This window comes from Cryobacterium lactosi (assembly GCF_004403945.1).
Lineage (GTDB): Bacteria > Actinomycetota > Actinomycetes > Actinomycetales > Microbacteriaceae > Cryobacterium > Cryobacterium lactosi.
Genome location: NZ_SOHM01000041.1, coordinates 92,093 through 105,134, shown reverse-complemented (window position 1 = coordinate 105,134; position 13,042 = coordinate 92,093). Strand labels below are relative to the sequence as shown.

General features: G+C 69.4%; 11 protein-coding genes and 1 pseudogene. 4 read left to right on the top strand and 8 right to left on the bottom strand.

The genetic code is table 11. The features are described 5' to 3' along the window. Nucleotides 1-876 (bottom strand): annotated as a pseudogene (locus E3T61_RS19670) (hypothetical protein); the annotation flags it as partial. Beyond that, on the bottom strand, nucleotides 873-1,169 hold the full coding sequence (locus tag E3T61_RS19665) for a hypothetical protein (RefSeq protein ID WP_134642531.1): 297 nt from the start codon (nucleotides 1,167-1,169) through the stop codon (nucleotides 873-875). The pseudogene E3T61_RS19670 and the gene E3T61_RS19665, both read right to left, overlap by 4 nt. Nucleotides 1,170-1,294: 125 nt before the next feature. On the opposite strand from E3T61_RS19665, the gene E3T61_RS19660 reads away from it, so the two are divergent. Together E3T61_RS19660 and purB are read left to right on the top strand one after the other, a co-directional pair. Further along, entirely contained in the window at nucleotides 1,295-1,822 is a 528-nt protein-coding gene (locus tag E3T61_RS19660) for a low molecular weight protein-tyrosine-phosphatase (protein ID WP_134642530.1), read from the top strand. Then, on the top strand, nucleotides 1,819-3,201 hold the full coding sequence (purB, locus tag E3T61_RS19655) for an adenylosuccinate lyase (protein ID WP_134642529.1): 1,383 nt from the start codon (nucleotides 1,819-1,821) through the stop codon (nucleotides 3,199-3,201). The genes E3T61_RS19660 and purB overlap by 4 nt, the downstream gene beginning before the upstream one ends. On the opposite strand, the gene E3T61_RS19650 is transcribed toward purB, so the two are convergent. The 3 genes from E3T61_RS19650 to E3T61_RS19640 all read right to left on the bottom strand — a co-directional run bounded on the left by E3T61_RS19650 (nucleotide 3,189) and on the right by E3T61_RS19640 (nucleotide 6,875). Continuing rightward, on the bottom strand, nucleotides 3,189-5,927 hold the full coding sequence (locus E3T61_RS19650; RefSeq protein ID WP_134642528.1) for a cation-translocating P-type ATPase: 2,739 nt from the start codon (nucleotides 5,925-5,927) through the stop codon (nucleotides 3,189-3,191). The genes purB and E3T61_RS19650 overlap by 13 nt on opposite strands. A gap of 82 nt (nucleotides 5,928-6,009) precedes the next feature. Then, nucleotides 6,010-6,279 (bottom strand): hypothetical protein, encoded by a 270-nt coding sequence (locus tag E3T61_RS19645; RefSeq protein WP_134642527.1) that lies wholly within the window; start codon nucleotides 6,277-6,279, stop codon nucleotides 6,010-6,012. Continuing rightward, the gene (locus tag E3T61_RS19640; RefSeq protein ID WP_174777052.1) at nucleotides 6,276-6,875 is read right to left on the bottom strand and encodes a DUF308 domain-containing protein; all 600 of its coding nucleotides are present in this window, start codon (nucleotides 6,873-6,875) and stop codon (nucleotides 6,276-6,278) included. Before E3T61_RS19640 ends, E3T61_RS19645 begins: the two co-directional genes overlap by 4 nt. 122 nt (nucleotides 6,876-6,997) lie before the next feature. On the opposite strand from E3T61_RS19640, the gene E3T61_RS19635 reads away from it, so the two are divergent. Beyond that, the gene (locus E3T61_RS19635) at nucleotides 6,998-7,786 is read left to right on the top strand and encodes a HEAT repeat domain-containing protein (RefSeq protein WP_134642526.1); all 789 of its coding nucleotides are present in this window, start codon (nucleotides 6,998-7,000) and stop codon (nucleotides 7,784-7,786) included. A 9-nt stretch (nucleotides 7,787-7,795) separates the two neighbouring features. Here E3T61_RS19635 and E3T61_RS19630 read toward each other — a convergent pair whose 3' ends face one another. Genes E3T61_RS19630 through E3T61_RS19620 form a run of 3 tightly spaced genes read right to left on the bottom strand, consistent with a single transcriptional unit; the run spans nucleotide 7,796 to nucleotide 10,619 of the window. Then, on the bottom strand, nucleotides 7,796-9,169 hold the full coding sequence (locus E3T61_RS19630) for an NAD(P)(+) transhydrogenase (Re/Si-specific) subunit beta (RefSeq protein ID WP_134642525.1): 1,374 nt from the start codon (nucleotides 9,167-9,169) through the stop codon (nucleotides 7,796-7,798). Beyond that, complete coding sequence (locus E3T61_RS19625) at nucleotides 9,166-9,474, bottom strand: NAD(P) transhydrogenase subunit alpha part 2 (RefSeq protein ID WP_130176375.1); 309 nt, start codon at nucleotides 9,472-9,474, stop codon at nucleotides 9,166-9,168. The genes E3T61_RS19630 and E3T61_RS19625 overlap by 4 nt, the downstream gene beginning before the upstream one ends. Further along, nucleotides 9,474-10,619, bottom strand: coding sequence for a Re/Si-specific NAD(P)(+) transhydrogenase subunit alpha (locus E3T61_RS19620; protein ID WP_134642524.1), 1,146 nt, complete (start codon nucleotides 10,617-10,619; stop codon nucleotides 9,474-9,476). The genes E3T61_RS19625 and E3T61_RS19620 overlap by 1 nt, the downstream gene beginning before the upstream one ends. A gap of 407 nt (nucleotides 10,620-11,026) precedes the next feature. Here E3T61_RS19620 and E3T61_RS19615 point away from each other — a divergent pair, with 407 nt between their 5' ends. Continuing rightward, on the top strand, nucleotides 11,027-12,922 hold the full coding sequence (locus tag E3T61_RS19615) for a BCCT family transporter (RefSeq protein WP_134642523.1): 1,896 nt from the start codon (nucleotides 11,027-11,029) through the stop codon (nucleotides 12,920-12,922). Nucleotides 12,923-13,042 lie beyond the last annotated feature (120 nt).

Sequence of the window (13,042 nt, the reverse complement as noted above, 5' to 3'; positions counted from 1 at the left end):
TAGCGGAACGGCCGCCGGGCCGAACGGTGCGAACGGCACGCCGCCGGCCGCACCGGCCCCGGCACGGCCCGCCCGGGCTGCGCGTCCCGCCCGGGCCGGGTCATCTGCGCCGCCCGGTGGGCCGATCGATGACCCGACCTGGCTGACCCGCACGGGCGACTCGCGCAGCAGCCCCGCCACCCGGGCCGCCACAAGCAGTCCGAACGCCGAGGACTGGGCGCCGAGTATCCCGGCACCCTCGTCGCCCACCACCGCGGCCACCGGGTACGGCACGCCCAGCCGGCTAAGCGCCGCCTCATCGGTCGACGACACCACAGTGCGCACCAGCGCGACGGTCGCCGGGTTGGTGAGCAGCCGCGGGTTCTCCCGCAGCCAGTCGGTCAGCCAGGGCGGCACCACCGACGGTGTGCGACCCAGGGCGGCACTGGACAGCAGCGATCCGAGAGCCAGATAGGCCAACGGAGTCGCCACCAACAGCGCCAGAACCGGCGCCAGAACCCCCAGGGCGTGCGCCATCCAGGCGCCCGTGCCCCGAAGCGCAATGTCCAACCCGTTCTCGAGGCGGCCGTACTCCTCGGCGGCCTGCTCGAGTGCCTCGGCCAGCTGCCCGCTCCGGTCGGCGACGGCGTCGATCGCCACCGACGCGCCGAACACGCAGGCGCCGAGGTCATCCGGCTGCCAAGCCGGCGCGGGGCCGACACCCAACGACCGGACCCGGCCGATCTGCCCCTGCCACTGCTCCGCCTCACCCTGCAGCAGGCGCAGCGCGGCCATCTCGGCGAACACAGTGTCGGTGGCCACCCGGATGCCGCCGCCGGACACCGTGAGCGCGCCGTCGTTCCCGCCAGGGCCGCTGTCACCGACCGGGCCCGTCACGGCGCCGCCTTCACCCGGCCGATGGCCTCGTCCACGGCCCACAGCGCGTCGTCCAGGGCTCGCCAGGCGCCGTGCAGGTTGGCGCTCAGCTCACCCAAACCGGCGCCATAGGCCCGCTGGGCCGGTGACCGCCACGCCGGCCCCGCCTCCTGGCCGGCCAGCCGTCGCCCCGAGACCTCCACCGCGTCCCGCACCCCGCGCAGGAGCCACCGCTGTTCACGGAGGCGGGCCAGAGTCTCGGCATCCGGCCCTCCGCTCACATCCGGCAGGATGCTGCCGCCCGCTGATTCCATCGCGCCTCCTCGTTCCGGCCAGACTGCGCCGGTCGGCCGGGAGGGTGGCGGCCCGCGCTGGATCCGGGGGAAAGTTGCCTCCGGGGGCGGATGTGGAGGAGGGGAATGTGGAACACAATGGACACATGAATTTCGCGGCGCTCAGTCCAGATGAGTCGACGCCATTCCGGATCATTTTCGTCTGCACCGGCAACATCTGCCGGTCGCCCATGGCCGAGGTGATGTTGCGCGACCTGGTCACGCGCTCCGGACTGGGTCGGCTCATCACGACGAGCTCGGCGGGCACCGGCGACTGGCACGTCGGCGAGCAGGCCGACGCCCGCACGGTCTCCGCCCTGGCCAAGCGCGGCTACGACGGCAGCCACCATCGGGCGCGGCAATTCGACGCCGGCTGGTTCGACGACCTCGACCTCGTCGTCGTGCTGGACAGGTCGCAGGAGCGCATCCTGCGGAATTGGGCGCCCACCGAACGGGACCGTAACAAGGTGCGCCTGCTGCTCAGCTTCGACAGGGACCAGGCGGCCCTGCGGGACGTGCCCGACCCGTACTATTCCGACGATGCGCTGTTTGACTCCGTTTTAGGCATGATTGAGAGAGCCAATTTTGCGCTCTTCGCGCAGCTCGCACCCGCAATCAGACAGGGAGTCCGATGAGTCCTCTACCCCCGCAGGTCCTCAGTCCACTCGACGGCCGGTATCAAGCCGCCGTCACCGAACTGGGCGAGCACCTGTCTGAGGCCGGACTGAACCGCGCCAGGGTCAAGGTCGAGGTGGAGTGGCTGATCGCCCTCACCGACCGCAGCCTGTTCGGCTCCTCGCCGCTCAGCGTCGAGCAGAAGAACGGCCTGAAGGCCCTCGTCACCGACTTCGGCCAGGCCGAAATCGATGAACTGGCCACCCTCGAGGCCGTCACCCGGCACGACGTCAAGGCCGTGGAGTACCTTGTGCGCCGCCGCCTGGTGCCGCTGGGCCTTGAGTCGATCAGCGAGCTGACCCACTTCGCCGCCACCAGCGAGGACATCAACAACCTCGCTTACGCCCTTACCGTCTCAGCGGCGGTGCGCGAGGTCTGGCTGCCCAAGCTCCGCGCCCTGATCGGGGCCCTCCGCCGCCTGGCCGCCGAGTACCGCGCCGACGCCATGCTCGCCCGCACGCACGGTCAGCCCGCCACGCCCACCACCATGGGCAAGGAACTGGCGGTGTTCGTCTACAGGCTCGAGCGCATCCAGAAGCAGATCGAGGCCAACGAATACCTCGGCAAGTTCAGCGGCGCCACCGGCACCTTCGCCGCGCACGTCGCCGCGGATCCGTCCGTGGACTGGCCCGCGGTGTCCCGCGAGTTCGTCGAGGGCCTCGGCCTGGGCTGGAACCCGTTGACCACCCAGATCGAGTCGCACGACTGGCAGGCCGAGCTGTACGGCAAGGTGTCGCACGCCAACCGGGTGCTGCACAATCTCGCCACCGACATCTGGACCTACATCTCCATCGGCTACTTCCGCCAGGTGCCCCAGGCCGGCGCGACCGGGTCGTCGACCATGCCGCACAAGATCAACCCGATCCGGTTCGAGAACGCCGAGGCCAACCTCGAGCTCTCCAGCGCCCTGCTGGATTCCCTGGCCGCCACCCTGGTCACCTCCAGGCTGCAGCGCGACCTCACCGACTCCACCACCCAGCGCAACATCGGGGTCGGCTTCGGCCACTCGCTGCTCGCGCTGGACAACCTGGTGCGGGGCCTGGGCGAGATCGACCTCGACCGTGACCTGCTCGCGCACGACCTGGACACCAACTGGGAGATCCTCGGCGAGGCCATCCAGACCGTCATCCGCGCCGAGGTCAGCGCCGGCCGGTCCACGATCGCCGACCCGTACGCGCTGCTCAAAGAGCTCACCCGCGGCAAGCGGATCAACCGGGCCGACCTGGTGGCGTTCGTGCAAGACCTCGAGATCGGCGACGCCGCCAAGGCCCGGCTGCTCGAGCTCACCCCGGCGGGCTATGTCGGCCTGGCCGACCCGCTGGTGGACTATTTGGGCTGAGCAAGCATCGGCCGGCGGCGAGCCCGGCGCCGGCCGATCAGCTTGTTCACTTCGACAAGAACGAAGATCACCAGAGCAAGGCCCAGCGTGTAGGCCCACTCGCGCAGGCCGATCGGCGTGGAACTGAACCACACGTTCATCACCGGGGTGTAGACGAAGATCAGCTGCAGCACGAGCATCGTGCCCACCGACATCCACACGGCCCGGTTGCCGCGCAGCACGCCCAGCGTGAGGCTCGACGCGCGCAGGAACCGGCAGTTGAACAGGAACACCAGCTGGCTGAGCACCAGCATGGTCACCGCCGTGGTCTGCGCCACCGCTCGGGACGACCCGATCGCCTGCTCGTAGAAGAACACCCCGATGGTCGCCGTCGTGATCAGCACAGACACCCAGACCAGTCGGCCGAGGTATTCGGAGTCGAGGACCGACCCGCCCGGCGGGCGCGGTCGGCGCAGCATGATGCCGGGTTCGGCGGGCTCGGTGGCCAGGGCCAGTGACAGGGTCACCGCGGTGATCAGGTTGACCCAGAGGATCTGGGTGGGCTGCAACGGCAGCGCAAAGCCGAACAGCACCGCCAGCAGCACCACCAGGGACTGCGCAGCGGTGGTCGGCAAAATGAAGATGATGGACTTCTGCAGATTGTCCCGAATGCGCCTGCCCTCTTCGACGGCCTTCTGGATGGTGGCGAAGTTGTCATCGGCCAGCACGATGTCGGCCGCCTCCTTAGTCGCCTCCGTGCCCTTGATCCCCATCGCCACACCCACATCCGCCCTGCGGAGCGCCGGGGCGTCGTTGACGCCGTCGCCGGTCATCGCCACGACCTCGCCGTGCGATTGCAGCGCCTTCACGATACGCAACTTGTGCTCAGGGCTGGTGTGGGCGAACACGTCCACGTCCCGCACGACCCGGGCCAGCTGGTCCTGGGAGAGTTTCTGCAGCTCGCCGCCGGTGAGCACCCGGGCGACCCCCGTCACAATCCCCATTTCCCTGGCGATCGCCACGGCTGTGCCGTGATGGTCGCCGGTGATCATCTTCACCCGGATGCCGGCGTCGTGCATGACCCGGATCGCCGCGATGGCCTCCGGCCGGGGTGGGTCCACGATGCCCACCACGCCGAGGAACACCAGGCCGTCGTCTATGTCGCCCAGGTGCAGGGAGCTCAGGCCGGCCGGAGCGTCGCCCATGGCCGCGCCGAGGACGCGGAGCCCGGTGGAGCTGAGCTCGTCGACCCGCCGCTCCCAGAGCGCCTCGTCGAGGGGTTCGGGGATGCCTGCGGCATTCAGCTGCAGACTGCACCGCTCCAGCAGCCGGGCTGGCGCCCCCTTGACCAGGATCCGGGCGGGCTCGTCATCGAACCGGTTGAGGGTGGCCATGAACTTGTTGGCTGACTCGAACGGGATCACGGCCAGCCTCTGGACGCCGGCCGCGTCGAAGCCGGCCTTGTACCCGAGGGTGCAGAGCGCCCCCTCCGTCGGTTCGCCGACCACTTTCCAGACGCCGTCGTCGGCACTGACCCTGGCGTCGTTGCAGACCACCATGACCTCTACCAGCCGGGCCAGGTCATCCTGGTCGGCGACCGTCACCAGCCGGCCGTCCAGCAGGACGGCGCCGGCCGGGTCGTAGCCGATCCCCCGCACCTCGTACCGGGCCGCGCCGGTGATGACGGCGCGCACCGTCATCTCGTTGCGGGTGAGGGTGCCGGTCTTGTCGGTACAGACCGTGGTCACCGAGCCGAGAGTCTCCACGGCGGTGAGCTTTCGCACGATGGCGTTGTGGGCGGCCATCTGCCGCACACCCAGGGCCAGCGTGATCGTCACCAGGGCCGGGAGCCCCTCCGGCACCGCTGCCACCGCGAAGCCGATCGTGGCGGCGAAGAGGTCGGCGAAGCCGCGGTCGTGCACGAGACGGCCGATCACGAGCATCAGCCCAGAGATGGCGAGGATGCCCAGCGAGATCCGGGTGCTGAAGACGTCCAGCTGGCGGGTCAACGGGGTGGCCAGGGCCTCGGTGTCGGTGACCAGGGTCTGGATACGTCCGATCTCGGTGGCCGGTCCGGTGGCCGTCACCACACCCCGGCCGCTGCCGACAGCCACGATGGTGCCGGAGAACAACATGCAGTGCCGGTCGCCGAGTCCGGCGTCCGCGGCGACGGCCGCGACATCTTTGCCGGCCGGAACGGATTCCCCGGTGAGCGCGGATTCCTCGACCCTGAGGTTGGTGCCCTCGATCAGGCGCAGGTCGGCGGGCACCTTGTCGCCGGATTTCACCCGCACGATGTCGCCAGGCACCAGGCTGGACGCGTCGGTGTTCACCCAGTGGCCGCCCCGGCGGGTCTTCGCGTTCAGCGACAGCATCCGGCGGATGCCGTCGAGCGCCTTTTCCGCCCGGCCCTCCTGCAGGAACCCGATCACGGCGTTGATCACGGCCACGGCCAGGATCACCGACGCGTCGACCCAGTCGCCGAACACCACCGTGAGCACGGCCGAACCGAGCAGCACGTAGATGAGCACGTCGTTGAAGTGGCTAAGGAAGCGCAGCACCGGATTCTGCTTGGCCACGACGGGCAGGGCGTTCGCCCCGTACCTGGCCAGCCGTTCGGCCGCCTCCGACTCGTCGAGGCCGTGCCGGCTGGTCTGCAGGTCGGCGCACACCTCATCGACGGTGCGGGCGTACGGCTGGGCCGGGATCGCCGGCACGACGGCCGACGCGCGGCCATCGGTGGTCATAGCTGCCCCCTCAGGGGAAGCAACACCGGGAACAGGACCACGATGGGTCCATTAAAGCACCGGGCTGGCGCAAGACTGGGGGCTAATGGCCCTTGTGGTCGCCGTTCTGGTTCTGTTCGTCCAGGTCGCTCTTCTCGGCCGCGTTCGGCTTCATGCCCAGGGCGAGCATCGCGATGACGACCAGGGCGATGATGAAGGTGATGCCCAACGCGATCGATGACAGCGCCCAGTTTCGGGTGGCCAGCAGGATGGTGAGCCCGACGAAGAGGCCCATCACGGCGGAGATGGCGACCAGCTCAACGGGCTTGAGAATCTCGCTCCTGGTGGGCTTGTGCGGGGTGTTCTGGGTCACGGGGTGTCCGAATCTGTGGGGGAGGAAGCCAGGTCGCGCCGCGCATCCGCGGGCGCTGAGGAAAGGGAGACGCCGGCGATGACCAGGTACACCCCGATGATCACCAGGTAGGCGCCGAGCAGGCCCACCGCGACGACGGCGTTCGGCGGCAGGAGCAGGAACACCAGGGCGAGCACCGCAGTGAGAGCTCCGACGACCAGCCAGTCGCGGGCGACCTGGCCGCGTCCGCGCACCCGGATGCCCGGGTACAGCTCGAGGAAACCGGTGATCGCCGCCCACACCGAGACTATGTAGAGGAAGAAACCCAGCCCGCCGGCGTTGAGGGCGAGCGCGATCACGCCGGCGAGAACGCCGACGGCGCCCTGGATGGCAAAAATGCTGCGGTCTCTCCGGTCGGTCACGGTCAGCCAGCTGAGCAGCCCGGTGACCAGACCGTTGACCAGCGCGAAGGCACCGAACACCACCAGCCCGAACTCGGCGGAGTGGTCGGCGTTGAACGTGATCACGGCCGCCGGCACGAACGCCACAACGGCGCGCGCGACGGGCACGGTCCAGTACCGGGCACCGATGACGGCTCCTACCGGGGCATGCGCCACGCGGGCACCTCTTTCGTCGCAGGGAGTCCTCCCAGTCTACGCGGCGCATCTGACCGGGTTCGGTGCCCGCACGTAGCGGGCTCGGGCAACCGCGACTACCGTCAGGCTCGACAAGGGGGTTCATGGTGGTCACATCGAATGTTCCGGCCGGCAGCGTGCGGGTCAGTCCCGGCGAGGACGCGGACGCGTTGGCGGACCTGCTCGCGCGGGCGCCCGGTGACGTGCCCGGCTTTCTCACCAGCCGCTCCGGCCTGCCGGGCCCGCGGGCCAACCTGCCCCTTGCCGACGCCTTCGCCGAAGCGGCACCGGCCGAGCTGATCTGGAGCCTGGCCGACTCCCCCGATGAGTACCTGGCCTTCTGCGGCGCCGAGGGGCTCGGCCGGCTCGCTCTCTCTGCCCCGGACCGGCCCGAGGCTCTCACGGCACTCCGCCGCGCCGCCGCCGACGATCGCTGGCGGGTGCGGGAGGGCGCCGCCCGGGCATTGCAGCTGATCGGCGACGCCGACCCGGCCCTGATGCACACCATTGTCGAGGACTGGTCGAGCACGCCGGATGCATGGCTGGCCCGGGCCGCCGTGGCCGCGATCTGCGAGCCCAGGCTGCTGGCCGACGCCGACGCCCAGACCTTGGCCCTGCGGGTCTGCGACCGGGCAACGACCCTGCTGCTCGGCGGTGAACCGCCAGAGGCCGACCCGGTCCGCGCCCGCGAGGCGCACCGGGTGTTGCGCCAGGCCCTGGGTTACGGCTGGAGCGTGGCGATCGCGGCGAGTCCGGAGGCCGGCCTCGCCACGTTCCACGGACTGAGCGCCAGCGAGAACCCGGATGCCCGGTGGATCGTGCGGTCGAACCTCACCAAGGCGCGACTACGGTCGGTGCTCGCCGAGCGCAACCTCTGGGGCACGCTCGGCTGAGCCGCTCCGTCAGAGGGCGTTGACCGCGCCGAGCACCTTGGTGAGCGAGTCCTTAGCGTCGCCGAACAGCAGCGTGGTCTTCGGGTCGAAGAGCAGCTCGTTCTCGATACCGGCGAACCCGGGGCGCATCGACCGCTTGAGGAAGACGATCTGGCGGCCGTCCTCGACCTCCAGGATCGGCATCCCGTAGATCGGCGAACCCGGCGAGGTCTTCGCGGCCGGGTTGACAACGTCGTTCGCGCCGACCACGAGCACCACGTCGGTGTTCTTGAACTCGGGGTTGACCTCGGCCATCTCCTTGAGCGATTCGTAGGGCACGTTCGCCTCGGCGAGCAGCACATTCATGTGCCCGGGCATCCGGCCGGCGACGGGATGGATGGCGAAGTCCACGTCGACGCCGCGCGCCTCGAGGGTCGTGGCGAGTTCGGCGATGGTGTGCTGGCCCTGGGCGACGGCCAGGCCGTAGCCGGGAACGATGACGACCCGCTGTGCGTAGGCGAGCATCACGGCCACGTCCTCGGCGTTGGAGGACCGCACCGGGCGGTCGCTCTGCACCGTGGAGCCGGCCGTCGAGCCGCCGCGGAAGGCGCCGAACATGATGCCGCTGACACCGCGACCCATGGCGGAGGCCATGGCGCGGGTGAGGATGGTGCCGCTGGCGCCGACGAGGGTGCCGGCGACCACGAGCAGCACGTTGTCCAGCACCACACCGGATGCGGCGACCGCGAGACCGGTGAAGGCGTTGAGCAGTGAGATCACGATCGGCACGTCAGCGCCGCCGACGGGCAGCACCAGCAGCAGTCCGAGGGCCAGGCCGAGCACGAGCAGCAGCACCGCCCAGCCGGCCGAACCGGTGGCAACGACGAAACCGCCCACGACGAGCGCGGCCACGGCGGCCAGCGTCATTACCCACTTCATGCCGGGGAACACCACGGGCCTGGTGGTGATCAGTTCCTGGAGCTTGGCGACGGTGATCGCGGAACCGGCGAACGAGACCGCGCCGACGAGCATGGTGAACACCACGGCGACGAGCATCCAGGGGCCGTCGCTGTGGCCGAGTTCGAGCATCGCGACCAGCGCCGCTGCGCCACCGCCGACGCCGTTGAACAGGGCGACCAGTTGGGGCATCTGGGTCATCTGCACCCGGCGGGAGATGGGCGCCGCGATCGCGGAACCCACTGCGATCGCGAGCAGGATCAGCGGGATGTTGTCGAGCTTGGCCGACAGGAACACCGTGATCACGGCGAGTGTCGCACCGGCGGCGCCGATCAGGTTGCCGCGCCTGGCGGTCTTGGGCGAGCTCAGGCCCTTGAGGGCGAGGATGAAGCAGACGGCCGCGACCAGGTACAGCAGTGCGGTCCACTCGGCGCTCAGGATGCTCATTTGGTGGTGTCCTTCGGGGTGGCGGCGGGCTTGCGTCCGCGGAACATGCCCAGCATCCGGTCGGTGACGACGAAGCCGCCGACGAGGTTGGCGGTGGCGAGAGCGACGGCGAGCAGGGCGAGCGCGATCAACCACGGGTCGTCAAGCTGGCCGGCGACGATGATCGCGCCGATCAGGATGATGCCGTGGATGGCGTTGGCGCCGCTCATCAATGGGGTGTGCAGGGTGCTGGACACCTTGGAGACCACCTCGAAGCCGACGAAGACAGTCAGCACGATGACCGTCAGGAGGGTAATCGGATCCATCAGTTTGTTCCTTCCAGCGCGGCAGCGGTCGGTGCGTGACGCACCACACCGTCGGCGGTGAGACAGGCGCCGGCGATGACCTCGTCGGTGAAGTCGGGGACGACCTGGCCGTCGTTCGTCATCAGGGCGAGCAGGTTGGCCACGTTCTTGGCATAGAGGCGCGACGCGTCCGAGGCCATCGCAGAGGCGGCGTCCTGCATGCCGACCAGGGTGACAAAGCCGTCACCGGCCGTGGTGGGCACCAGCTGGTCGACGCCGGGCTGCACGCCCTCGACGTTGCCGCCGGTTTCGGCGGCGAGGTCGATGACCACGGAGCCGGCCGGCATGGCCGCGACCATCTGGCGGGTCACCAGGAGTGGGGCGGGGCGGCCGGGGATCGCGGCGGTGGTGATGAGCACATCCGCTTTGGCCACGTGCGGAGCCAGGAGTTCGCGTTGGCGCACGGCACGGTCCTCGGCCAGTTCGCTGGCGTAACCACCGGCGCCCTCGACGGCGGCGAGGTCGAGCGTGATGAACGTGCCGCCCATCGAGGTGACCTCGTCGGCTGAGGCCGGGCGCACGTCATAGGCGGACACTCGGGCGCCGAGCCGTTTGGCGGTGCCGATGGCCTGCAGCCCGGCGACACCGGCGCCGAGCACGAGCACCCGGGCCGGCGGGATGGTGCCGGCCGCGGTCATGTAGAGCGGGAAGAACCGGGGGAATCGGATGGTGGCCTCGAGCACGGCGCGGTAGCCGGCCACCAGGGCCTGAGAGGTGAGCGCGTCCATCGATTGGGCCCGGGAGATGCGCGGGACCAGCTCGAGGGCGAAGGAGGTCACCTTCGCGGCGGCCAGGGCTGCCACGGTGGGCAGTTCGGAGGCCGGCGAGGCCAGGCCCACCGTGATGACTCCGGTCGGCAGCGTGGCGGCCAGCTCCGGGCTCAGCGGTCGCACGTGGCAGAGCACATCGAACGCGGTGGCGTCGAAGTCCGGGGCGATCTGCGCGCCGGCCTTCTGGTAGGCCGCGTCCGAGTACCCGGAGGCCAGTCCGGCGCCGGCTTCGACGGTGACGTCGACCCCGAGACCGATGAGCTGAGTCACCGTTTCCGGTGTTGCAGCGACACGTTTTTCGCCGTCTCGGCGTTCACGCCCAATGCCAACTTTCACGAGCAACCACTCCTTTGACGCATCTGCCACCGGACAAGCGCAAACGGGGTCGTTCGCGCGTCCCAGGGCGATCTCACTTCGTAGCGTACCGTCGGGCTCCCCCGGCCCCCGGCGATTTTCAGGGCCCAAAGACCCTGCCCAGTTGGCCAAGGGTGGCTCGCACGTCCTAGGCTGGAGGGTTGCCTGGGCCGTTTAACTGCGCCGGCCCAGTCGTGACGAACACAGAATTCCCGCACCGCCGCCGGCATCCGCGCCTGTTTGCGCTCGGCGAAGCGGATGCCCTCACCTGATTGGTTGCCGTTATCAGCTCCACCGAACCCGACAACGCAGTACGCGCTCGCAGCGCTGCTGCTTCTCAGCCCACACCACCCGCCTCAGCCGCCCGGCGCCGCCGATTCGGGGTGCACGTGCCGGCCCCACGCATCTTCTACCCGGCACTGGGCATCATCGTGGCCGTGGTCCTCATCAGCATCTTCTTCCCGGTGCGCACCGGGGCTGTGCTCGCCCAGCTACAGACTCTCGTCGTGGCGGGCCTCGGCCCGTACTACGTCGTCCTGGTCGCATTCTTCGTCATTTTCGCGGTGTGGATGGGTCTGAGCCGGTTCGGCGACATCAAGCTCGGCCAGGACGACGATGCGCCGGAGTTCGGGCTGATGTCCTGGTTCGCGATGCTCTTCGCCGCCGGAATGGGTATCGGCCTGGTGTTCTGGGGCGCCGCGGAGCCGCTCACGTACTTCCTCGAACCCAAGCCCGGCGTGCACGGCAGCAAGCCGGAACTGGCGGCAGCAGCCATGTCGCAGACGTTCCTGCACTGGGGTTTCCACGCCTGGGCGGTCTACGCCGTTGTCGGTCTCTCGCTGGCCTATGCGATTCACCGCAAGGGCCGGCCGGTGTCGATCCGGTGGGCCCTCGAGCCGTTGCTCGGTGACAAGGTCAAGGGTCGTCTCGGCGACGCGATCGACGTCACCGCGATCGTGGGCACCCTGTTCGGTGTGGCCACCTCGCTCGGGCTCGGTGTGAAGCAGATTGCCGCGGGGCTGCGCCACCTGGGCGTCGTCGACTCGGTCAGCAACACCCTGCTGGTGGTCCTGATCGTGATCATCACCCTGATCGCCATCGCCAGCGTCGTCAGCGGCGTCGGCAAGGGCATCAAGTGGCTCTCCAACATCAATCTCGGTGGGGCGGCGTTGTTCCTCGTCGCCGTTCTGCTGCTCGGGCCCACGATGTACCTGCTGCGCGTCTTTGTGCAGTCCCTCGGCGGGTACTTCCAGAACATCGTGGGTCTCACCTTCGATGCGAGCGCCTTCACCGGTTCGGCCGGCCTGGACTGGCAGGGTAGCTGGACCGTCTTCTACTGGGGCTGGTGGATCTCCTGGGCACCGTTCGTCGGGGTCTTCATCGCCCGCATCTCCCGTGGCCGCACGGTGCGCGAGTTCGTCGCCGGTGTGCTCCTGGTTCCCACGCTCGTCACCTTCCTCTGGTTCGCCGTCATGGGCGGCAGCGTCATCAAGCAGGTCTGGGAGAACCCCGCCGCCCTCGTCGACCCCGAGGTGGGGATCGTTCCGGAGAACGTGCTCTTCGATTTCCTGGCACAGCTTCCCCTGGGGCCGGTTCTGGCCGTGCTCGCCGTCGTGATCGTGGCGATCTTCTTCATCACCTCGGCCGACTCCGGCTCCCTCGTCATCGACATGCTCGCCTCCGGCGGCGAGACGGATCCGCCCAAGTGGAGCCGCATCCTGTGGGCGAGCCTGGTTGGCGTCGTCGCGATCGCCCTGCTGCTGGCCGGCGGCCTGTCCGCGCTGCAGACCGGTGCCATCCTCACGGCGATCCCCGTCAGTGTGGTGATGATCGGTATGTGCATCGCCACGTATCGCGCCTTCCGCGCCGAACACCAGGTGCTGGTGCAGGTCGAACGCCGGGTGCGCCGGGAAGAGATGGCCCGCCGAATCAGCAAGAGCGTCACCAACCACTTGGAGAACAACTTCGACGAGCACTTCGGCGACCAGATGGACGGCCGCATCACCGCCGCGATCACGGATGCCGCCGGCAACGTGTCCGTCCAGACGCGAGAACGGCGCTCCTTCTGGCCGCGCCGGCCGCGCGCAGCAACACCCCTCGAAGACCGGCCTGACCTGGGCGACCCGACGTCGGAGGAGATGCAGGACCTCGGTGACCTGATGCCGCAGGCCCCGCAGCCCACGGCAGACACGTCCTCGGCGGCAGACCACGCCGAACCCGACGCCGAGACGCCGGATGCCGCTCTCGCGCCGGACGCCGACCCGGAGGACCCGCGCACCTCGTGAGTCGTCTGGCGCACCGGCCCGGCCGGGCCTGACGCGCCGGACACCGAAAAGGCCTGACCGGTGGGATCATCCCACCGGTCAGGCCTTCATCGACGGTTGCCGGAGCGGGCCACTGGCTCG